At 57.0% G+C, this 20,045-nt stretch carries 20 protein-coding genes, 2 rRNA genes and 3 pseudogenes (1 of these 25 only partly in view); 19 read left to right on the top strand and 6 right to left on the bottom strand.

Translation table 11 applies throughout. The annotated features are described in order from the left end of the window. The 3 genes and pseudogenes from AABB31_RS13125 to AABB31_RS13115 form a co-directional block, all read left to right on the top strand. Positions 1 to 2,443, top strand: a 23S ribosomal RNA gene (locus AABB31_RS13125); it begins 463 nt to the left of the window's first position. An 85-nt stretch (positions 2,444 to 2,528) separates the two neighbouring features. Continuing rightward, a 5S ribosomal RNA gene (gene rrf, locus AABB31_RS13120) occupies positions 2,529 to 2,643 on the top strand. Between the two features lie 183 nt (positions 2,644 to 2,826). Next, positions 2,827 to 2,976 (top strand): annotated as a pseudogene (locus AABB31_RS13115) (transposase domain-containing protein); the annotation flags it as partial. Between the two features lie 200 nt (positions 2,977 to 3,176). On the opposite strand, the gene AABB31_RS13110 reads toward AABB31_RS13115, so the two are convergent. The 4 genes and pseudogenes from AABB31_RS13110 to AABB31_RS13095 form a co-directional block, all read right to left on the bottom strand. Next, positions 3,177 to 3,737 carry a hypothetical protein gene (locus AABB31_RS13110; RefSeq protein WP_342077710.1) on the bottom strand — a complete coding sequence of 187 codons (561 nt, stop codon included), beginning with the start codon at positions 3,735 to 3,737 and terminating at the stop codon, positions 3,177 to 3,179. A gap of 518 nt (positions 3,738 to 4,255) precedes the next feature. Beyond that, positions 4,256 to 4,480: pseudogene (locus tag AABB31_RS13105) on the bottom strand (transposase); the annotation flags it as partial. Between the two features lie 83 nt (positions 4,481 to 4,563). Then, a pseudogene (locus AABB31_RS13100) lies at positions 4,564 to 4,653 on the bottom strand (transposase); the annotation flags it as partial. A gap of 352 nt (positions 4,654 to 5,005) precedes the next feature. Then, positions 5,006 to 5,299, bottom strand: coding sequence for a hypothetical protein (locus AABB31_RS13095; protein WP_342077711.1), 294 nt, complete (start codon positions 5,297 to 5,299; stop codon positions 5,006 to 5,008). A gap of 216 nt (positions 5,300 to 5,515) precedes the next feature. Between AABB31_RS13095 and phnC the strand changes: the two genes are divergently transcribed. From phnC to AABB31_RS13060, 7 genes are all read left to right on the top strand, one after another. After that, a complete protein-coding gene (phnC, locus tag AABB31_RS13090) occupies positions 5,516 to 6,325 on the top strand; it encodes a phosphonate ABC transporter ATP-binding protein (protein WP_342077712.1) in 810 nt (269 codons plus the stop codon). Between the two features lie 57 nt (positions 6,326 to 6,382). Further along, positions 6,383 to 7,294, top strand: a complete 912-nt coding sequence (phnD, locus tag AABB31_RS13085; RefSeq protein WP_373634845.1) for a phosphonate ABC transporter substrate-binding protein — start codon at positions 6,383 to 6,385, stop codon at positions 7,292 to 7,294. A 63-nt stretch (positions 7,295 to 7,357) separates the two neighbouring features. Next, positions 7,358 to 8,233: a phosphonate ABC transporter, permease protein PhnE gene (gene phnE, locus AABB31_RS13080; protein WP_342077714.1), complete on the top strand. Its 876-nt coding sequence runs from the start codon at positions 7,358 to 7,360 to the stop codon at positions 8,231 to 8,233. Further along, positions 8,230 to 9,546, top strand: coding sequence for a phosphonate ABC transporter, permease protein PhnE (phnE, locus tag AABB31_RS13075; protein ID WP_373634844.1), 1,317 nt, complete (start codon positions 8,230 to 8,232; stop codon positions 9,544 to 9,546). The genes phnE (AABB31_RS13080) and phnE (AABB31_RS13075) overlap by 4 nt, the downstream gene beginning before the upstream one ends. Before the next feature lie 35 nt (positions 9,547 to 9,581). Continuing rightward, a complete protein-coding gene (locus tag AABB31_RS13070; protein ID WP_342078959.1) occupies positions 9,582 to 9,734 on the top strand; it encodes a hypothetical protein in 153 nt (50 codons plus the stop codon). A 2-nt stretch (positions 9,735 to 9,736) separates the two neighbouring features. After that, positions 9,737 to 10,351: a DapH/DapD/GlmU-related protein gene (locus tag AABB31_RS13065; RefSeq protein ID WP_342077715.1), complete on the top strand. Its 615-nt coding sequence runs from the start codon at positions 9,737 to 9,739 to the stop codon at positions 10,349 to 10,351. A gap of 112 nt (positions 10,352 to 10,463) precedes the next feature. Further along, entirely contained in the window at positions 10,464 to 11,678 is a 1,215-nt protein-coding gene (locus AABB31_RS13060) for a glycerophosphodiester phosphodiesterase family protein (RefSeq protein ID WP_342077716.1), read from the top strand. A 24-nt stretch (positions 11,679 to 11,702) separates the two neighbouring features. On the opposite strand, the gene phnF is transcribed toward AABB31_RS13060, so the two are convergent. Beyond that, entirely contained in the window at positions 11,703 to 12,452 is a 750-nt protein-coding gene (gene phnF, locus AABB31_RS13055; protein WP_342077717.1) for a phosphonate metabolism transcriptional regulator PhnF, read from the bottom strand. A gap of 81 nt (positions 12,453 to 12,533) precedes the next feature. On the opposite strand from phnF, the gene phnG reads away from it, so the two are divergent. Genes phnG through phnN form a run of 8 tightly spaced genes read left to right on the top strand, consistent with a single transcriptional unit; the run spans position 12,534 to position 18,099 of the window. Then, positions 12,534 to 12,989 carry a phosphonate C-P lyase system protein PhnG gene (gene phnG, locus AABB31_RS13050; protein WP_342077718.1) on the top strand — a complete coding sequence of 152 codons (456 nt, stop codon included), beginning with the start codon at positions 12,534 to 12,536 and terminating at the stop codon, positions 12,987 to 12,989. Beyond that, the gene (phnH, locus tag AABB31_RS13045) at positions 12,989 to 13,549 is read left to right on the top strand and encodes a phosphonate C-P lyase system protein PhnH (protein ID WP_342077719.1); all 561 of its coding nucleotides are present in this window, start codon (positions 12,989 to 12,991) and stop codon (positions 13,547 to 13,549) included. Before phnG ends, phnH begins: the two co-directional genes overlap by 1 nt. Beyond that, complete coding sequence (locus AABB31_RS13040) at positions 13,549 to 14,637, top strand: carbon-phosphorus lyase complex subunit PhnI (protein WP_342077720.1); 1,089 nt, start codon at positions 13,549 to 13,551, stop codon at positions 14,635 to 14,637. The genes phnH and AABB31_RS13040 overlap by 1 nt, the downstream gene beginning before the upstream one ends. Beyond that, positions 14,634 to 15,230 (top strand): HAD-IA family hydrolase, encoded by a 597-nt coding sequence (locus AABB31_RS13035; protein ID WP_342077721.1) that lies wholly within the window; start codon positions 14,634 to 14,636, stop codon positions 15,228 to 15,230. Before AABB31_RS13040 ends, AABB31_RS13035 begins: the two co-directional genes overlap by 4 nt. Further along, positions 15,227 to 16,102 carry an alpha-D-ribose 1-methylphosphonate 5-phosphate C-P-lyase PhnJ gene (locus AABB31_RS13030; protein WP_342077722.1) on the top strand — a complete coding sequence of 292 codons (876 nt, stop codon included), beginning with the start codon at positions 15,227 to 15,229 and terminating at the stop codon, positions 16,100 to 16,102. Before AABB31_RS13035 ends, AABB31_RS13030 begins: the two co-directional genes overlap by 4 nt. Then, the gene (gene phnK, locus AABB31_RS13025) at positions 16,099 to 16,869 is read left to right on the top strand and encodes a phosphonate C-P lyase system protein PhnK (protein WP_342077723.1); all 771 of its coding nucleotides are present in this window, start codon (positions 16,099 to 16,101) and stop codon (positions 16,867 to 16,869) included. The genes AABB31_RS13030 and phnK overlap by 4 nt, the downstream gene beginning before the upstream one ends. Positions 16,870 to 16,873: 4 nt before the next feature. Beyond that, a complete protein-coding gene (phnL, locus tag AABB31_RS13020; RefSeq protein ID WP_342077724.1) occupies positions 16,874 to 17,557 on the top strand; it encodes a phosphonate C-P lyase system protein PhnL in 684 nt (227 codons plus the stop codon). Beyond that, entirely contained in the window at positions 17,554 to 18,099 is a 546-nt protein-coding gene (gene phnN, locus AABB31_RS13015) for a phosphonate metabolism protein/1,5-bisphosphokinase (PRPP-forming) PhnN (protein ID WP_342077725.1), read from the top strand. Before phnL ends, phnN begins: the two co-directional genes overlap by 4 nt. Here the strand turns inward: phnN and AABB31_RS13010 are convergent. Continuing rightward, positions 18,081 to 18,797 (bottom strand): DUF1045 domain-containing protein, encoded by a 717-nt coding sequence (locus AABB31_RS13010; protein WP_342077726.1) that lies wholly within the window; start codon positions 18,795 to 18,797, stop codon positions 18,081 to 18,083. The two genes, phnN and AABB31_RS13010, sit on opposite strands and share 19 nt — an antisense overlap. Here AABB31_RS13010 and AABB31_RS13005 point away from each other — a divergent pair. Further along, positions 18,751 to 19,944 (top strand): alpha-D-ribose 1-methylphosphonate 5-triphosphate diphosphatase, encoded by a 1,194-nt coding sequence (locus AABB31_RS13005; protein WP_342077727.1) that lies wholly within the window; start codon positions 18,751 to 18,753, stop codon positions 19,942 to 19,944. The genes AABB31_RS13010 and AABB31_RS13005 overlap by 47 nt on opposite strands. The last annotated feature ends 101 nt before the right edge of the window (positions 19,945 to 20,045 follow it).

The raw sequence follows: 20,045 nt of genomic DNA, 5'->3' as shown, positions 1-20,045 counted from the left end.
GAAAGGCGAAAAGAACCCCGGCGAGGGGAGTGAAATAGATACCTGAAACCGAACGCCTACAATCAGTTGGAGGCCCCTTGAGGGCTGACAGCGTACCTTTTGTATAATGGGTCAACGACTTATTTTCAGTAGCAAGGTTAAGCCATTTAGGGGAGCCGTAGGGAAACCGAGTCTTAATAGGGCGTTTAGTTGCTGGGAATAGACCCGAAACCGGGCGATCTATCCATGAGCAGGTTGAAGGTTGGGTAACACTAACTGGAGGACCGAACCCACGTACCTGTTGAAAAAGGTCCGGGGATGACTTGTGGATAGGAGTGAAAGGCTAATCAAACTCGGAGATAGCTGGTTCTCCTCGAAAGCTATTTAGGTAGCGCCTCGTATCTCACCATTGGGGGTAGAGCACTGTTTGGGCTAGGGGGTCATCCCGACTTACCAACCCCATGCAAACTCCGAATACCAATGAGTGCAATTACGGGAGACACACGGCGGGTGCTAACGTCCGTCGTGGAAAGGGAAACAACCCAGACCGTCAGCTAAGGTCCCAAAGTTCACAGTTAAGTGGGAAACGCATGTGGGAAGGCTTAGACAGCTAGGAGGTTGGCTTAGAAGCAGCCATCCTTTAAAGAAAGCGTAATAGCTCACTAGTCGAGTCGGCCTGCGCGGAAGATATAACGGGGCTAAAACTGTACACCGAAGCTACGGATGCAAGATTTATCTTGCATGGTAGAGGAGCGTTCTGTAAGCCGTTGAAGGTCAAGCTGTAAGGCAGGCTGGAGGTATCAGAAGTGCGAATGTTGACATGAGTAACGATAAGGGGAGTGAAAAACTCCCCCGCCGGAAGACCAAGGTTTCCTGTCCCATGCTAATCAGGGCAGGGTGAGTCGGCCCCTAAGGCGAGGCAGAAATGCGTAGTCGATGGGAAACAGGTTAATATTCCTGTACTCATGCATATTGCGATGGAGAGACGGAGAAGGCTAGGCTAGCACAGCGATGGTTGTCTGTGTTTAAGGCGGTAGGTTTGGAGACTTAGGCAAATCCGGGTCCCTTTAAGACCGAGAGCTGATGACGAGTCCTCTTTTGGACGAAGTGGTTGATGCCATGCTTCCAGGAAAAACTTCTAAGCTTCAGATATGCATCGAACCGTACCCCAAACCGACACAGGTGGTCAGGTAGAGAATACCAAGGCGCTTGAGAGAACTCGGGTGAAGGAACTAGGCAAAATGGCACCGTAACTTCGGGAGAAGGTGCGCCGGTTAGTGTGAAGGACTTACTCCGTAAGCATTGATCGGTCGAAGATACCAGGTGGCTGCGACTGTTTATTAAAAACACAGCACTCTGCAAACACGAAAGATGGACGTATAGGGTGTGACGCCTGCCCGGTGCTTGAAGGTTAATTGATGGGGTTAGCGTAAGCGAAGCTCTTGATCGAAGCCCAAGTAAACGGCGGCCGTAACTATAACGGTCCTAAGGTAGCGAAATTCCTTGTCGGGTAAGTTCCGACCTGCACGAATGGCGTAACGACTGGCCACACTGTCTCCACCCGTAGACTCAGCGAAATTGAATATCGCAGTGAAGATGCTGTGATACCCGCGGCTAGACGGAAAGACCCCATGCACCTTTACTATAGCTTCACAGTGAACATTTGAGCACTAGTATGTGCAGGATAGGTGGTGAGGCTTTGAAACTGGGACGCCAGTCTCTAGTGGAGCCAACCTTGAAATACCACCCTTATTCTGCTTGATGTTCTAACCGCAGGCCCGTTATCCGGGTCCGAGGACCCTGCGTGGTGGGTAGTTTGACTGGGGCGGTCGCCTCCCAAAGTGTAACGGAGGCGCGCGAAGGTTGTGCTCAGCAGCGGTCGGAAATCGCTGCGTAGAGTGTAAAGGCAAAAGCACAGCTTAACTGCGAGACAGACACGTCGAGCAGGTACGAAAGTAGGTCTTAGTGATCCGGTGGTTCTGTATGGAAGGGCCATCGCTCAACGGATAAAAGGTACGCTGGGGATAACAGGCTGATACCGCCCAAGAGTTCACATCGACGGCGGTGTTTGGCACCTCGATGTCGGCTCATCACATCCTGGGGCTGGAGCAGGTCCCAAGGGTACGGCTGTTCGCCATTTAAAGTGGTACGCGAGCTGGGTTTAGAACGTCGTGAGACAGTTCGGTCCCTATCTGCCGTGGACGTTTGAGATTTGAGAGGAGCTGCTCCTAGTACGAGAGGACCGGAGTGGACGAACCTCTGGTGTATCCGGTTGTCACGCCAGTGGCATTGCCGGGTAGCTATGTTCGGACGGGATAACCGCTGAAGGCATCTAAGCGGGAAGCCCCCTTCAAAACAAGATATCCCTGAGAGCCGAGGTAGACCACCTCGTCGATAGGCCAGAGATGTAAGCGTAGTGATACGTTCAGTTGACTGGTACTAATTGCTCGATAGGCTTGATTTGATCCAGTAATAGTAAGACTGGTGAAGCAAGATACATACACACACTTCAGTCGTATGCGACTTGGAACCTGATGTTCTTTATTTGGTTTGGTGATCATAGCGCGAGCAAAACACCCGATCCCATCCCGAACTCGGCAGTTAAGTGCCGCAGCGCTGATGGTACTGCGTCTTAAGGCGTGGGAGAGTAAGTCATTGCCAAACCTAATAAGGAACATCGGGGTATCTCTCTGACGATACACCCTAAATTCAGGAAATCAGGCGACCGCTGGTGCGGGATAAGGCAGCTTGTTAGCTCGCCAAACGAACAATCCGAAGGTCGTAGGCTCGAATCCTACTCCGATAGCCAATGCAGTGAGCGTCCGTTGAACCCGACCTAGGGCCATGGCGTTCGCCTTCACCCTCATCGAGACCGCCAAGCTCAACGACGTTGATCCACAAGCCTGGCTCACATGGGTCCTTGCCCAGATCGCCGACCACAAGATCACACGCCTCGATGAGCTCCTCCCCTGGCGTTACGCTGCACAAGCAGCGTAACAGGTCACATTCCCGCTCAACAGGGCGGGTTTAACGGACGGGCACCCTGATATCTTCGCCAGCTTAATATCTCCCGAAAACCCAACAAAAGCCGCATCGGTACCAATCATGCCATAGCTAAGGCCATTCTCAAGTCCGAAGGAAAGATTGCTCGCTAGCCCACCCACAGTCCGTCTCCAAATTTATCTATAAAATTACAATTAGTTATCGTAACAATCAACTTGTGCCGCCTGAACGTCGGCTAGTTCATTACCGCCTAGCTTGGAATAGAGAAGCGTTGCGACATCGCATCCGATAGCACCAAAATCATCTTCCCCAAAATCCTCCAAGAATACAAAAAACATCAATCTTTCACCAACCATACCATTGATTGACATATTGCCTGTTATGGCAAAAGCGGGAGTACCCTCGTAATAATCTTTCAAAGGATCAAGCACTATTTCAGGGAGAAATATAGCGTCGGCTCGGCTCTTTAAAAGAAACACCCAGATGTCGGCATCCACCATCGGCGTCCATTCATCGCCCTTATCAATTAGGTTGGATTTTAGGTCCAAGCGATAGAGGTGCGATCGAAACTCCGGAATCTCTTGGAAAACGCTTAGCTTAAGTGGTGCGCCAGTATCTGGATTGAACGGAATCCATTCATCCTCTTGGGCAAGAGCAGGCATCGAAAACCAAATGATCGCGATGGCCACTAGAAAAAGCCTTACGCTTACACCAAAGCGCACAACTAAACAATTTAGCAATTCTGCATGGGGCACAATTCACTCCGTTATCTATTCCGCAGATCCTTTACAAAAGCCACCAAATGGAAATCATATCCACCACCGCAGTATTGTGACCAACTCCACAATGTGATCAGAAGCTCCAACTCCACCGGTGTAGCAAGCCTATCACACCTTTTGTGTTTCCAAGTTGAACAGCTGATACTATACAACCCATTGTCCGCAAGAAAATACAACCGCAAAATGCAGGAGTTGGGCTACGAGTACGCGATACATCGTCAGTCCCGAAATCAACTATGATTCAAACTGCCAACAACAAACAAGCCCACCTCTATAACTACAAGCAATACGCTAACATACCAAGTTGAGCGATTAGCAGTTGAACCGCGTTCAATAATCAATTTCAAGCCCCGGATAGCATCTCCTCTGCCAAAACCAAGTATGCCTTGCCACCCCTCGATACGAGAAACAGTTCTTAAATCTACTGTCGCTCTGGATTGCATGACGACATCTCTACCACGCGAAGAGTGTGAGCGATACTTGAACTGCGACTCCTATTCCTCTTGAGGGTAGGGGGATCGCCCCATTTCCTCCATCATCTTTTCGCGGAAGACCTCGGCCGGTGTCTTCCATCCGAGGCATTTTCGAGGTGTCGCATTGAGGCGGTCGCAGATCATTTTCAATTCATGATCTGAGACCGCCGTGATGTCACGCTTCTTTGGCAGCCACCTTCGAGCGCGGCGATTGGTGTTTTTGACAGTGCCTTTCTGCCAGGGCGAAGACGATACAGCTTCTTGTGTTTCATGACGTATCCTTCGCGCTCCAACATCACGTCGACCCGGCGGTAGCCAAACCGACGCCGCTTGCGGCACACCTCCGCCGTCGGCATCCCAGCATCTTGTTCTTTGATCATCCCGACAATCTGTGCCTCGGTAAAACGGCTCATTCGCATTCGTATGCTCCTTCGAAAAGTTGAGCAAACTCTACATTAAAGTGCGGGAGGTTTCGGGGGGCAGGTCAGGCGGTACCACGTGTGCTAGCGAGCCGGCACCGTCTCCTCTTTCATCATCTTGAAGGGTTGAAAGCAGCCGATCAGGACTGCGAAGTCGAAGAAAGAGAACCGGCGCGCATGCAAAATTAGATCTGATATATGCTGACCGCGGAAAACTGACATTCATCCATCGGTCAATTGAAAGTGCCGTTGGTATTAAGGATATCGCCGACACCAAAGATGCATGTGGGCGAATTGCAGGGCAATCTTTTTGCCCGGCATCCGCGACCGGTCAACTGCAAGAGGCGATCCCCTAGGCCGGGCCAATCACTGCGGTTTCCCAGTGCTCTCCCATTGCGACGATGCAGGACGTGCCGTTGGCGTAGCTTTGTAAGATCAGCCATTCGCTGTTTCGGGGTAGCACCCAGATTTCCAATATCGTCTCTGGGTCGCGCAGCCCCGAGCTTTGACGTGTCGCGCCCAGAACCTCGACCAATCGTTGCGTCATGCGGACACTGTCATCGCAGCTGAGGTCAGATATTTGCGCGTGGCCAAGCGTCGGCAGCGCAAGGAACAGGAGGGCAGAGAGGTTTCGAATAATGGACATAAGAAAAAGTTAGCCGATCGGTGGCGCGGATGTAACAGCTTTATGACGTCCTGTGGATAAATCGCAAAAAAGGGCTGTAGAGCCGCGTCAGTTGACACGCCCATCGCTGCAACCGTTACAAAACCGTTTTCAAAATTAAACAATTCTGAATCGAAAGCTTCACGGTCCTGTCGCTTTGACTGCATTTACTTTGGCGCGTGGGGTCCAGGGGTTCAGATGCTAGAAATCAATGCGCTAACAAAACGGTTCGGAAACAAGACCGCCGTTAACGCTGCTACCATTCATGTGGGCACGCCGACGATGATCGGGATCATCGGGCGTTCCGGGGCCGGGAAATCCACCCTGCTTCGCGTGGTGAACCGGCTGAGTGACGCATCCGAAGGCGCCATTACATTTGAAGGCGAAGAGATTACAGCGCTGCGTGGGTCGGCCAGGCGCAAATGGCAATCGCGTTGCGCGATGATCTTTCAACAGTTCAACCTTGTACCACGTATGGATGTTGTTTCGAACGTGCTACACGGCACGCTGAACAGGCGGTCAACCTTTGCCACATTGTTCAACCTTTATCCGCAATCCGACATCCACAAAGCGATTGAAATTCTCGACCGCCTTGGCATCGCCGAACAAGCCCCTAAGCGTGCCGAAGCGCTCTCTGGCGGGCAGCAACAGCGCGTCGCGATTGCGCGCGCCTTGATGCAAGACCCCAAGATCATTCTGGCGGACGAACCCATCGCCTCGCTTGATCCGATGAATGCGCAAGTGGTGATGCAATCGCTGCGCCGGATTCACGAAGAAGACGGGCGCATGGTGATTGCCAACCTGCATACACTCGACACCGCGCGGCGCTATTGCGACCGGGTGATCGGCATGCGCGATGGGCGGATCGTTTTCGACGGCACGCCCGCACAACTGACCACCGGCGTCGCCCGCGACATTTACGGCGCTGGCGCGGATTTTTCAGAGGCCGCAACATCCACCGAGATTCAGACACTGGACAGGCCTGCGGTCGAAAAAGCCTACGCCTGAGCCAGCTACCCCCGCGCCAGACGCGGGCCACCTTCATCAAACCCAACGGAGAGAACGATGAAAAAGACCCTCGCCCTGGCGCTTGTCGCCACGACTGCCCTGACTGCGGCTGCGACCGCTCAGGAAATCACAGAATTCCGTATCGGCATTCTGGGCGGCGAAAACGCCCAGGACCGGATGAACAACTACGAATGCATGGTGAATTACACGACCGAGCTTTTGGGCGTGGAAACCAAGCTGTTTGCGCCGGCGGACTATAACGGTGTGATCCAGGGGCTCTTGGGCGGCACAATTGATATGGCCTGGTTGGGCGCGTCATCTTACGCCGCCACCTATCTGCAAGATCCCGATGCGGTTGAGCCTGTGCTGATCAAGGTGAATCTCGACGGCTCTGTCGGTTACCACTCCATCGGGTTTGCGCGTGTTGACAGCGGCATCACGTCGCTGGACGACATGGAGGGCAAGGTCTTCGGCTTTGGTGATCCGAACTCGACCTCCGGCTATCTGATCCCCTCTATCGAAATCCCGCAGTACAAAGACGGCGTCACCATGGAGTCCGGCGACTACTTTGGTGATGTGAAATTCACCGGCGGCCATGAGCAGACCATTGTTGCCGTCAATGCCGGCGATATTGATGGCGGCGTCACATGGGCCGACGGCCAGGGCAACTGGGAAGACGGCTATAACTCCGGCGCGCTGCGCCGCGCGGTGGATGCCGGTCTTGTCGACATGAACGATCTTGTCCAGATCTGGAAGTCGAATGTTATCCCTGAAGGTCCCGTCGTTCTGCGCAGTGCGCTGCCCGAGGAGGTGAAAGTCAAAATGACCACCCTTGTCGACGAACTCTACGAAAATGACCCTGACCGCGCCTATGGCGTGGCCGCTGGCGACACGCTGGGTTTTCAGCCTGTGTCACATAAGATGTATGAAAGCATCGTCGCAGCCCGCGAGTCCGTGATTGGCAACTAAGCCTTTTCATGACGCGTCCGGCAGCCATGCGTGGCTGCCGGTATTTCTTTGTGCGGGGACAGGATGACAGACATATCCTTGGGTGATGCGCCGGGCGGCGTGAATAATATTCAGGCCAGCTACATGGCGCAGGTGCAACGTCGCAGGCTTTATGGTGGACTGACGTTGCTGCTTTTTGTTGTCCTGCTGGTGTCAGGGTTCAACATTGCCGATGACCGCAATGCCGGTGGTTTCTGGAACGGTTTGCACCAGATTGGCGACTACCCTGCGGATGTGCTGTCAGAGGCTTGGGAAAAGCGCGCCGATCTCCCGGGCCTCATCTCCAAGTATTTCCCGGCCCTGGTTGAAACGATCAATATCGCAGCCGTCTCAACCCTGATCGGTGCGCTCGGGGGGCTGTTCCTGTCGCTTCTTGGCACACGCGGGCTGGCGAAATGGCCGCGGTTGATCCCGCTCTTTCGGCGTATTTCAGACATCATGCGCGCGGTGCCCGAGATTGTGATCGCACTGGTCCTTATCTTTGTTCTTGGCGGCGGCCCGGTGCCTGCAATGATCGCGATTGCTATCCACACGGCGGGCGCATTGGGAAAAATGTTCTCGGAGGTTGCAGAGAATGCCGATCTGAAGCCGGTTGAGGGGCTCGCCTCTACCGGCGCCACATGGTCGCAACGCATGCTTTTGGGTGTGTTGCCGCAGGTGGCCCCCAACTACATCAGCTATGCACTCCTGCGGTTTGAGATCAATATCCGCGCCTCCGCCATCCTCGGCTTTGTTGGGGCGGGTGGCATAGGCTACGAACTCCGCAACGCGATGGCGTGGGGGCCTGGCCGGTTTGATGAGGCGGCCGCTATTTTCATCCTGCTCTTCGGCACGATCGTCTTCTTTGATCAGATGTCGAGCCGCTACCGCAACCGTCTGACCGAAGGGCACGGCCAATGACTGCCACCGATATCAATGCTGTCAAATCCCAGGCAGACCAGCTGTTCCAGCGCAAGACGCTGATTGGTTTCGGCATACCTGCAGTGATCTTTGCCTATCTTGTCTATATCTTTTTTGCCTTCGATGTTGCGGGGCTTGCAGGCCGTGCGAACTGGGACAATGCCGTCACGCTCGCGTCTGACAGCTGGTCCCACAAGGTGCATGTGACACGCGATAACCGGTCTGGTGACGTGTCTTACGCCGTCGAGGGTGAGCGCAAAGGCAGCTATCCCGTAGGCCAGCGCCCGGATTGGGTAAGTGGTGATGACATCATCACGATCGACATCGGCGCGGATCACATCGTCCGTTACCTGCCAGACAACCGGACTGAAATCGAAATTCCCGGATTTCAATTGATCGCGGTGCAGGCAGAGGGCCGCACGCTGACCAGCAACCTCCCTGATGATTTGCCCGATTGGATCTCGGCCTCGAACCGGCGCATTGGCATCACAACGCCAGAGGGGCGTATCACCCTCACCGGCGCGCGGAGCGAGGTGTTCAACTATTTCCCGGGATGGGAGCTTTTCTGGTTCACGCTCGACAGTCCTTATCACGGGCAGAGCTTTATGGACATTTTGTTCGGCGACCGGATTGATCCTGACCGGGCAAACATCACCGGCGCTTTGTCAGACTGGTGGAATAACAAGATGTGGCGGCACAAGGATGTGGCCTGGGCGATTGGAGAGACAATCCTGATGGCCTTTCTTGGGACAATGGGGGCGGCGATGCTTGCACTGCCCTTGGCCTTCCTTGCGGCGAAACGGTTCTCTCCCATCATGATCATCCGCGCCGCGACCCGCCGCTTGTTCGATTTCTTGCGGGGGGTCGATGCGCTGATCTGGACTGTCGTGCTGGCCCGCGCTTTTGGACCGGGGCCGCTGACGGGGACGCTGGCGATCCTGATCACGGATACAGGTACTTTTGGCAAAACCTTCTCTGAAGCGTTCGAAAATGTGGACCAGAAACAGATCGAAGACGTCTCCTCCACCGGGGCAAAACCACTGCAGCGCTACCGCTTTGGCGTGATCCCGCAGGTTGTGCCTGTGTTGCTTGCGCAAATCCTCTATTTCCTCGAATCCAACACCCGTTCCGCGACGATCATCGGGGCCATCACCGGTGGCGGGATCGGCCTGATGCTGACCCAAGCCATCCAGACCCAGAAGGATTGGGAAGAGGTCGCCTATTACATCGTGCTCATCGTCATCATGGTGATGTTCATGGACTGGTTCTCGGGCTGGCTGCGCGGCAGACTGATCGGGCGCAAAGACCAGTGACCAGAATTCCTGTGACGGGCAGCAATAGGGGCACCGTGAAACATGTGCTAGACGACACTGCGGCCATCGCATCGCAGCTGTATGATGTTGGTCCTGTCGACATCCTGATCAAGAGTGCTGGCGTGATGTCACCCGCGCGGCAGTCACCACGTGACATGGATCTTACCGATGAAGAAAGGGCGTTCTGACCATGGCTCGATTGACGGCAGAGATGCCTTTCATTCATGCAGATTGCGAAATCACCGAAAGCACATTCGGCGCCTTCGTTGAGATCGGTAAAGGCAGCCGCGTCGCCTTTACCCATTTTGACGATTACAGCTATTGTGACCGGTATGCAGATATTGCCAACGCCAAGATCGGCAAATTCGCCAACATTGCCGCGTTCAGCCGCATCGGTGCCACCGACCATCCGCTGCACACAGCGTCATTGCATCACTTTCTCTATCGTTCGGGCGATTACTGGGATGATGCCGACTTTGACGCGGATTTTTTTGCCCACCGCAGATCACGGATTGCGACCATCGGTCATGACACCTGGATCGGCGCGGGCGCGATGATCAAGCCAGAGGTGACGTTGGGCGATGGTGCGGTCGTCGCGGCGGGCGCGGTCGTTACCAAGGATGTCGCCCCCTACACCATTGTTGCAGGTACCCCCGCAAAACCCCTCCGCCTGCGCCAGCCGCGCGCCATCGCGGACCGTCTGATCGCGCTTGCCTGGTGGGACTGGCCGCATGAAACCCTGCGCGCCGCGCTAAAGGATTTTCGCAGCTTGACGGCAAATGCGTTCCTGGAGAAATACGAATAACACCTTGATTTTGTGATGATTTGCCTCCGTCACAAAAGCTTGGCAGATCCGTCATATTGCAGTTACCTCGCGCTGCGACCCCCTGCGCACAAACAAACTCAAAGGGGACATTATGTTTCGCATTATCGCTTTGGCGTCGCTATCGTTGGTCGGCACGACCGCAGTCGCGCAGTCCGTTGACCGGGTCGAATACGGCCCACGGCCCTACTATCTGATCGACCGTATGGAAGATGGTCCATTGAAGCAAAAGCTGCTTTCCTGCAGCGGCCAGGATGCATCGCCGTCGCTGTTTTCTATCGGCCACCGGGGTGCACCCATGCAATTCCCTGAACATACTGCGGAATCCAACCTTGCTGCGGCACGGATGGGCGCGGGTATTCTGGAATGCGACGTGACCTTTACCAAAGATCTGGAACTGGTCTGCCGTCACGCGCAAAACGATCTGCATACCACAACCGATATTCTGGCCACGCCACTCGCATCGACCTGTGCAACGCCCTTTACCCCCGCGAGCGGTGACAGCTCTGCCACGGCAGAGTGCCGCACGTCCGAGATCACGCTGGCCGAGTACCGCACATTGACGCCGAAAATGGACGCCGCCGACGGCGCTGCCACAACGGTCGAGGCCTATCTTGGTGGAACAGCCGATTGGCGCACCGACCTTTATTCGGCAGAGCCCGCCACGATCATGACACACGCGGAATCGATTGAACTGTTTCGTGCACTTGGCGCGAAATTCACGCCGGAACTGAAAACCCCATCGGTCGAGATGCCATTCAACGGGTTCACGCAGCAGGACTACGCACAGAAACTGGTGGATGAATACAAGGCCGCTGGCATTCCCGCGTCAGACGTCTGGTTGCAATCCTTCAACCTCGATGACGTGCTCTACTGGATCAAAGCGGAGCCTGCATTCGGCGCGCAGGCGGTCTACCTGATGGATGAATATGACATCCAAGGGTATTCCCCGATGGACCCGGCGACCTGGCCAAATACGATGGCAGAGCTGAAGGCGATGGGCGTGAACTATATCGCACCACCAACATGGATGCTGGTGACGCTGGATGACGAAGAGATCGTGCCATCTGAACTGGCGATCCAGGCGAAAGCCGCTGGTCTGAAGATCATCACATGGACCATCGAACGTTCGGGCCCGCTGGTGAATGGCGGTGGGTGGTACTACCAGTCGATTGGCGACATCACCAACAGCGATGGCATCATGTACGAATATATTGACGCGCTGGCGATGGATGTGGGGGTTGAGGGGATCTTCTCTGACTGGCCTGCCACGGTGACCTACTACGCGAACTGCATGGGTTTGGAATAAACCACCTGAAATTGATGACTGCCTTCACCCCCGGTCTGGTTTGATCGGGGGGTCGTCATTCCCAAGTGTCAGTGTGACGCGATCACCAGCAAACCATGTGCGGCCGTACTCTACCGGCGTCCCATCGCGGCCCACATTCACGCCAGACGACCGCAACAGCGGGTCACCTTCAGCCAGCTGCAAATGCAACGCCTGCGTGGCCGAAGCGCGCACCGCAGTCAGGCGGGTCGAGGCCCGGGTGTAGTCCGCGATACCAACGCGGCTTAGCGCTTCCGTCACACTTGGCGTCTCTTGCAAAGCTGCAGTGATTTCCGGAAGGCGTTCCAACGGGAACAGGCTTTCGAACACCGCAATCGGCTGACCGTCGGCGAGCGACAGCCCGAAATAGGCGCAAATCCGGTCGCCCGCTGCAATCTGCAACGCGTGGGCCTCGCCATCGGACGCGGCGCGGTCTTCCAGGTGCAACACGCGCTTTTCCGGCCTGCGGCCTGCCGCAACAAGGTTTTCATGAAAGCGGACACGACGCCCGATGGGATAGTCAGTTGGTGTTGCGGCCACAAAGGCGCCTGCACCGCGCCGGGTCCTGATTAACCCTTCATCCACCAGCGTCGATATCCCGTGCCGTACCGTATGCCGATTGACGCCAAACCGTTCGGCGAGTGCTGCCTCGGTGGGGAGCTTGTCGCCGGGGACGTAGCGCCCTTCGGCAAGGTCAGCGCGCAACGCGGTTGCGATGGCCTGCCACACAGGGGTTCGTTTGGATCTGTCACGCAAATTTCACAAAACTTCTCTGTCAAGATCGGCCAGTTATGATAGGATATGTATAGTTGTATAGATATCTGAAAAGTTGTCGAGATGAAAGACACGTTTGACGACGAAAACCCGCGTAAAGCATGGATGAGCCTTTTGGCGAAAGCGCCCGCCGGGCGCGTTGGCGACCTGCTGGACCAACACGGCGCGCGCCCTGATTTCACATGGCTCCGTGCGCCAGAGATCGGCAGCACCATGGTGCGCGGCCGCGCTGGCGCAACGGGTGCCCCGTTCAATCTGGGTGAGATGACGGTGACGCGCTGTGCGCTGACACTGAAAAGTGGCGAGGTCGGCCACGCCTATATCCAAGGGCGTCGCAAGGCCGATGTAGAGGCCGCCGCGCTTGTCGATGCGCTGATGCAGACCGGGGCGGCCGCAGATATTCAAGCTGCTGTTCTGGCGCCGCTCGCCACAGAGGCGCCGGCGCGCAAGAGCACACGTGCCCAGAAGGCAGCGGCCACCAAGGTGGACTTTTTCACGATGGTACGGGGGGACGACTGATGGATGCGCAAACCCTTGGCGGCGGTTTCATGGACCCTGCCATTCAATCTGCTCATGCCTTTCGTAGCGTGATGGAGGCGATCGCCCGGCCCGGCAAAATCTGCGACATCGCCGGGGCAGAACCGCCCGCCCCGCTGTCGCGCGCCGCCGGGTCTGTTCTGCTGACGCTGTGCGACAGTGACACCCCTGTCTACCTCGCCGGGGGGACGGATACTCCGGAAATCCGCGCCTGGCTGGCGTTCCACACAGGCGCCCCCATGATGGGCCCATCTCATGCAATGTTCGCGGTTGGGACGTGGGACGACCTGCTGCCGCTATCAGCCTATCAGGTTGGCACCTCCGAATATCCGGACCGGTCAGCCACTCTGATCGTCGAAAGCGACGAACTGGCCGGGGGCACCACCCTGTCGGGGCCGGGGATCAAGGATACAAGCAGTTTGAACCTGCCGGACCTGGCCGCGTTTCAGGCAAACCACGCGATGTTCCCGCTGGGGCTTGATTTCATATTCACCTGCGATGATCAGCTTGCTGCATTGCCCCGCTCAACCGAGGTGTCCTGATGTATGTCGCAGTCAAAGGCGGCGAGCGCGCCATCGAAAACGCCCATGCCTGGCTCGCGGAGGAACGGCGCGGGGATACCAATGTCGCCGAACTGACCGTCGCACAAATCCGCGAACAGCTGTCGCTTGCGGTGAACAGGGTTATGGCCGAAGGCTCGCTTTATGATCCCGACCTTGCGGCGCTGGCGATCAAACAGGCGCGGGGCGACCTGATCGAGGCGATCTTTCTGATCCGGGCCTACCGCACGACGCTGCCCCGTTTCGGGTCGTCGGAGCCGGTTGATACGGGCGCGATGGATTGTGACCGCCGGATTTCGGCGACGTTCAAGGACCTGCCGGGTGGCCAGATCCTCGGGCCGACCTTCGACTACACCCATCGTTTGCTGGATTTCAAACTGGCCGCCGATGGTGACGTGACCGAGGCACCCGCGCGCGAAGCCAGCGCCGACGCCGTCCCCCATGTGACGGATTTTCTGAACCGCGAGGGTCTGATCGAAGAGGCCCCGCATGATGACACCGAACCGCCAGACCTGACGCGTGAGCCTCTTGAGATGCCAGCGGACCGTGCCCTGCGCTTGCAGGCGCTGACACGGTCTGACGAAGGTTTTACGCTGGGCCTCGCATATTCCACCCAGCGCGGCTACGCCCGCAATCACGCCTTCGTCGGCGAATTGCGCATCGGGACAGTGCCTGTGGAAATGGAGATACCTGAACTCGGTTTTGCCATCGAGATCGGAGAGGTCATGCTGACCGAATGCGAAACGGTGAACCAGTTCAAAGGCTCCAAGACAGAGCCCCCACAGTTCACGCGCGGCTATGGGCTGGTCTTTGGCCAGACAGAGCGCAAGGCCATATCAATGGCGCTTGTTGACCGCGCTTTGCGATGGGAAGAACTGGGCGAGGACAATGTCGGCGCACCTGCGCAGGACACCGAATTTGTGCTCTACCACGCCGACAACATCCAGGCGACGGGCTTTCTGGAGCATATCAAGCTGCCCCATTACGTTGATTTTCAGTCAGAGCTGGAGCTTGTGCGCAAGCTGCGCCGCGAGGCGGGTGCAGGCCAGGTGCAGGAGGCCGCAGAATGACCAAACACGTTGTCTTTGATATCGGCGGCGTCCTTGTCGATTGGAACCCGGCACTGGCTTGGCTTGATGATTTGGGAGAGGCGGAAACAGACACCTTTCTGGACCGTATCAAGTTCGACAAGTTGAACTTTGCCTGCGATGCGGGCGCGTCTTTCCTGGACGCGGCCCGCATGCTGCCCGATCCCGGCGACCGTCAACGCCTGACGCAATATGTCGGGCGGTATCAGCAAACCGTGCCGCAGAAAATCTCTGAAACATGGGACATTCTTTATGCACTCAAAGATGCTGGTATCCGCGTTTTTGCCATCACCAACTGGTCCGCTGAAACCTGGCCGGAAGGATGCAAGGCGCATCCCGAACTGGCCGAGGTTTTTGAGACGACCATCGTTTCCGGGCAAATTGGTATGGTGAAGCCAAGCGTCAGGATTTTCACGCATTTCTGTGCCGAAGCGGGTGTGAACGCCAACGACTGCATCTTCACCGATGATGGTTTGCATAATTGTCTTGGGGCGCAGGTCGCCGGGATGGATGCGATCCATTTCACGGGTCCCGAGATATTGAAATCAGGTTTGCAAGCAAGGGGTCTGCTATGACCGAAAGCGCGTATAACTTCGCCTATCTGGATGAGCAGACCAAGCGGATGATCCGCCGTGCCATCCTCAAGGGATTGGCTATCGCCGGCTATCAGGTACCATTTGCCAGCCGCGAAATGCCAATGCCATATGGCTGGGGCACAGGCGGCGTGCAGGTCTCTGCGGCTGTGCTGACGCCCGATGACACGCTGAAAGTCATTGATCAGGGCGCGGATGACACGACCAATGCCGTTTCCATCCGCAGCTTTTTTGAGCGTACTGCAGGGGTGGACACAACAACGGTGACCGGTGACGCCACAATCATTCAAACACGCCACCGCATTCCGGAGGAACCGCTGACCGAGGATCAGATCCTCGTCTATCAGGTCCCGATCCCGGAGCCGCTGCGCTTTCTTGAGCCGCGCGAGAGCGAGAGCCGCAAGATGCATAGCCTTGAAGAATACGGGCTAATGCATGTGAAACTTTACGAAGACATCAGCCGTCATGGCCATATCGCAACCTCTTACGCTTACCCGGTGAAGGTGGAAGGGCGCTATGTGATGGACCCGTCACCGATCCCCAAATTCGATAACCCGAAACTGGGTGACATGGCCGCCATCCAGCTATTCGGCGCTGGGCGCGAACAGCGCATCTACGCATTGCCGCCCTATACGAAGGTCGTCAGCCTCGATTTCGAGGACCACCCGTTCGCGCCTTCCAAGGCCGATCAGGTCTGCGGCCTTTGCGGGGCCGAAGACAGCTATCTGGATGAGGTGATCATCGACGATCAAGGCGGGCGGCTCTTTTGCTGTTCGGACACAGATTATTGCCTGGGCCGCCGTAACGCAGGCCATACTGGCCCCGCTGCAACACAGAGTGAGGCCGCCGCATGACACCGCTTCTTTCTGTTCAGGGCATCGCTAAAAACTATGGCGCTCACGTCGGCTGTGCTGACGTGTCATTCGACCTTTATCCCGGCGAAGTGATGGGCATCGTCGGCGAAAGTGGCTCTGGAAAATCGACACTGCTGAATTGCATGGCAGGCCACCTTGCCCCTGATGCGGGCGCTGTCGTCTTCGACACCCGTGCCGATGGTCCGAAAGATACGGTGACGATGTCCGAACCTGAACGGCGCATGCTGGGCCGGACAGACTGGGCCTTTGTCCACCAGCACGCCCGCGACGGGCTGCGCATGGGGGTTTCCGCAGGCGGCAATGTGGGTGAGCGGCTGATGGCCGTGGGTGAACGCCACTACTGCGATATCCGTGGCCGGGCTACCGACTGGCTGGAGCGCGTGGAGATTGACGCCGACCGCGTCGATGACCGCCCGACGACTTTCTCGGGCGGGATGCAGCAGCGCTTGCAAATCGCGCGCAACCTCGTCACCGGGCCGCGACTGGTGTTTATGGATGAGCCAACCGGCGGTTTGGATGTCTCCGTTCAGGCGCGCCTGCTTGACCTGTTGCGCGGGCTGGTGCGCGATATGGGCCTGTCGGCGATCATCGTCACCCATGACCTCGCCGTCGTGCGGCTTTTGGCAGATCGTCTGATGGTGATGAAATCCGGCCGGGTGGTCGAGGCGGGTCTGACGGATCAGGTTCTTGACGATCCGCAACATGCCTATAGCCAGCTTCTTGTCTCCTCTGTCTTGCAGGTCTGAGCCGATGATTGAACTCAAAGACGTCTCCAAAACCTTTACGCTGCACAATCAGGGCAGCGCGGTGATCGAGGTGATCAGCAACGCGTCGCTGAAAGTGTCCCCCGGTGAATGCGTTGCCCTGACCGGCGCCTCTGGTGCCGGCAAATCGACGCTGATGCGGATGATCTATGGCAACTACCTGACCCAGGCGGGCGAAATCCGGATCGGCGACGTGGATCTGGTGCAGGCAGAACCGCGCGACGTGATTGCCCTGCGCCGCGAAGTTCTGGGATATGTCAGCCAGTTCCTGCGGGTGGTGCCACGGGTGCCGACACTTGACGTGGTCGCCGAACCGTTGCGCGCCATTGGCATCGGGGCGGAGGAGTCCGAGGATCGGGCGAGGTCCCTTCTTGCGCAGTTGAACATTCCAGAACGGCTTTGGTCCTTGTCGCCCACCACATTCTCGGGCGGAGAGCAGCAGCGGGTCAATATCGCGCGCGGCTTCGCGCATTCTTACCCGGCTATGCTGTTGGATGAGCCGACCGCAAGTCTCGACCCGACCAATCGCGAGGTGGTGCTATCACTGATCGAGGCCGCGAAAGAACGGGGCGCTGCCATCATCGGCATCTTCCACGATGAAGCCGCCCGTGCCCGTGTCTGTGACCGCGAAATTGACGTAAGCCGCTTCACCCCACGGGCTGCCGCATGAAGCCCGGGCGCCTCATCGCCGTCGTCGGCCCGTCTGGTGTCGGCAAAGACAGCGTGATGCGCGGGATCAATGAAGTTTTACCACAGAGCCACCTTGTCCGGCGCGTGATCACCCGTGCGCCCGAACTTGGGGGCGAGGTCTACGATCCGGTCACCGTTCCTGAATTTCAGGCGATGGCCCGGGATGGGGCCTTTGTGGTACACTGGGGCGCGCATGGCTTGCATTACGGCATCCCGGTATCTGTCCGGTATCAGTTGAACAAGGGCACAGATTGCCTTGCGAATTTTTCGCGCGGGGCACTGACCGCAGGGGCAGACGCCTTCGACAATTTCTTGGTGCTCAACATCATAGCGAGCCCGAAAACGCTTGCGTCCCGTTTGGCCGCGCGGGGCCGGGAGACGCCCGACGAGATCGCAAAACGGCTCGCGCAGGCGGTAAAGCCGCTACCGCAAGGCCTGAATGTCATCACGTTGTCAAATGACGGCGATCTGTCACAAACAGTCGCGCGCGCGGTGTCGGCGCTTCAGCCCGCGAGCGTGTAGCGATGGATCAGTTCAAAGCGCCCATCGCGCCTCTCGCCGCACAACGCAATTTGGTTCACGACAAACGGTCGGGGCAGCTTGGGCAGATCGCGCACCACAACCGTTGTCCAGTGTGGCACCGCATCTTCCGGCAGCTTTCCCGTCAAGGTCAGGTGGAACCGGAATTCTTCCATGACATAGGGGTAGCCCCAGCGCGTCAGCAAAGCGTCCTGCCTTTCGGTCAGGCCCGCCGCGCGCCGTTTGGTCAATTCGGACGCGCTGGCTGGGGCGCGAAAATCGTCAAGCTCGCGGACGCAGGCTTCTGCGACCTGCTGGAGTTGCCCCAACGCGCCATAAGGCGTGAGAGCCAGAAACCGGCTCAGCGGTGTCAGGCGCAACCCATCACATATGGCAGGCGCGATACGGCTGGCCATGGCGGCAACCGCTGTTTCAAGCGCGGCCTGGGTTTGTCCCGGCTTCAAATGGAACGGCGGTTTCAGCGTCCCGTGAAACCCGTATTTCCGCGGTGTCATCGTGATGTCATCCAACCCGGGCACATTAAACTGCGGCATTGTGGCCCCGCGCAGAATATCCCAGCCCAGCCATGTCGCGCCGAATGTGGCGAGCGGACCCTCGGGCGGGACGTAATAGATTGCAAATCGAGAGTATGACATGAATTCCCCTGTTTCCCCGTCCTCTTTGAAGAATGCGCATGACATTAACGTGTCAAATCACCTGTGTTTGGCAAATGCGCGATTGGTTCTGGCTGATCAAGTTCTGTTGGGGTCGCTGACCATCGAAGATGGTGTGATTGCCGACATAACTGAAGGGGATCAGGTACCGGATGGTGCTGTCGACTGCGCGCAAGACTTCGTTCTGCCGGGTCTGGTGGAACTGCACACCGACAATGTCGAACGCCATATCGAACCGCGGCCCAAGGTGGATTGGCCGCATCTGCCAGCGCTGATAGCCCATGACGCGGAGCTGGCATCAACCGGGATCACGACCGTGTTCGATGCGATGCGGGTCGGCTCCATCCATAGCGGCAAAGGCCGCTATATCGACTATGCCCGCAAGCTCGCTGACGAATTGCTTGCAGCGCGTGCCGCTGGCATGTTCAAGATCAGTCATTTTCTGCATTTGCGGGCCGAGATTTGCTCTGAGACGCTTCTTGAGGAACTCGGTAGGTTTTGCGCAAAAGACCGTGTCGGCATCGTCAGCCTGATGGATCACACACCGGGGCAGCGCCAATTCCGCGATATGACCGCCTTCAAGAACTACGTAGCCAAGAAACGTGGCATGAATGATGCCGAGTTTGCAGCGCATGTTCAGAACCTGCTGCGATTGCAGGAACGTTTCGGGGCGAAGCATGAAATCGGCGCCGTTGCCGAGGCGAAACGGCTTGAGGCGGTTCTGGCAAGTCATGACGACACAACAGCGGCGCATGTGGCGACCTCTGCCAAAAATGGTGTCGGGTTCGCAGAGTTTCCAACTACGCGAGAGGCTGCGCAGGCCTGTCGGGATCATGGTATTGCTATCATGATGGGCGCACCGAACCTGATCCGGGGCGCGTCCCATTCCGGCAACGTTGCGGCCCAGGAACTGGCCGAAGCAGATCTTCTGGACATCGTCTCATCCGATTATGTGCCCGCCGCGCTGTTGTTGTCAGCCTTCCGATTGGCACAGATTTGGAGCGATCTGCCCCGCGCAATTTCCACGGTAACGAGAAACCCAGCCGAAGCTGCGGGTTTGAAAGATCGCGGACGGCTAGAAACCAGGCTAAGAGGTGATGTTCTGCGCGTCAGTTTGGTAAACGAAACGCCCATCCTGCGCGGCGGCTGGAGCCAGGGTGCCCGCGTCAGCTAGCCAAGGTGGGGCAAGACACTTTGGGTTACCAGTTTGTTCTAACGTTTCCTTCAAGATGCTCATGATCAGCGGGTCACTGTATTTTGCTTCCGCGAGGCCCT

Source organism: Yoonia sp. SS1-5 (assembly GCF_038443705.2).
GTDB lineage: Bacteria > Pseudomonadota > Alphaproteobacteria > Rhodobacterales > Rhodobacteraceae > Yoonia > Yoonia rhodophyticola.
Note: the sequence above shows the minus strand (reverse complement) of the source record. Positions and strands in the feature narration are given on the sequence as shown.

What these genes read in the sequence shown, in the direction of transcription:
- phnD (WP_373634845.1), top strand. Translation starts at nt 6,383, where the DNA reads ATGAAAAAGACCCTCGCCCTGGCGCTTGTCGCCACGACTGCCCTGACT.
- phnN (WP_342077725.1), top strand. Translation starts at nt 17,554, where the DNA reads ATGAAGCCCGGGCGCCTCATCGCCGTCGTCGGCCCGTCTGGTGTCGGC.
- phnC (WP_342077712.1), top strand. Translation starts at nt 5,516, where the DNA reads ATGCTAGAAATCAATGCGCTAACAAAACGGTTCGGAAACAAGACCGCC.
- AABB31_RS13040 (WP_342077720.1), top strand. Translation starts at nt 13,549, where the DNA reads ATGTATGTCGCAGTCAAAGGCGGCGAGCGCGCCATCGAAAACGCCCAT.
- phnE (WP_342077714.1), top strand. Translation starts at nt 7,358, where the DNA reads ATGACAGACATATCCTTGGGTGATGCGCCGGGCGGCGTGAATAATATT.
- AABB31_RS13095 (WP_342077711.1), bottom strand. Translation starts at nt 5,299, where the DNA reads ATGTCCATTATTCGAAACCTCTCTGCCCTCCTGTTCCTTGCGCTGCCG.
- AABB31_RS13065 (WP_342077715.1), top strand. Translation starts at nt 9,737, where the DNA reads ATGGCTCGATTGACGGCAGAGATGCCTTTCATTCATGCAGATTGCGAA.
- phnE (WP_373634844.1), top strand. Translation starts at nt 8,230, where the DNA reads ATGACTGCCACCGATATCAATGCTGTCAAATCCCAGGCAGACCAGCTG.
- AABB31_RS13060 (WP_342077716.1), top strand. Translation starts at nt 10,464, where the DNA reads ATGTTTCGCATTATCGCTTTGGCGTCGCTATCGTTGGTCGGCACGACC.
- phnG (WP_342077718.1), top strand. Translation starts at nt 12,534, where the DNA reads ATGAAAGACACGTTTGACGACGAAAACCCGCGTAAAGCATGGATGAGC.
- phnK (WP_342077723.1), top strand. Translation starts at nt 16,099, where the DNA reads ATGACACCGCTTCTTTCTGTTCAGGGCATCGCTAAAAACTATGGCGCT.
- AABB31_RS13010 (WP_342077726.1), bottom strand. Translation starts at nt 18,797, where the DNA reads ATGTCATGCGCATTCTTCAAAGAGGACGGGGAAACAGGGGAATTCATG.
- AABB31_RS13005 (WP_342077727.1), top strand. Translation starts at nt 18,751, where the DNA reads ATGAATTCCCCTGTTTCCCCGTCCTCTTTGAAGAATGCGCATGACATT.
- AABB31_RS13030 (WP_342077722.1), top strand. Translation starts at nt 15,227, where the DNA reads ATGACCGAAAGCGCGTATAACTTCGCCTATCTGGATGAGCAGACCAAG.
- AABB31_RS13035 (WP_342077721.1), top strand. Translation starts at nt 14,634, where the DNA reads ATGACCAAACACGTTGTCTTTGATATCGGCGGCGTCCTTGTCGATTGG.
- phnH (WP_342077719.1), top strand. Translation starts at nt 12,989, where the DNA reads ATGGATGCGCAAACCCTTGGCGGCGGTTTCATGGACCCTGCCATTCAA.
- phnL (WP_342077724.1), top strand. Translation starts at nt 16,874, where the DNA reads ATGATTGAACTCAAAGACGTCTCCAAAACCTTTACGCTGCACAATCAG.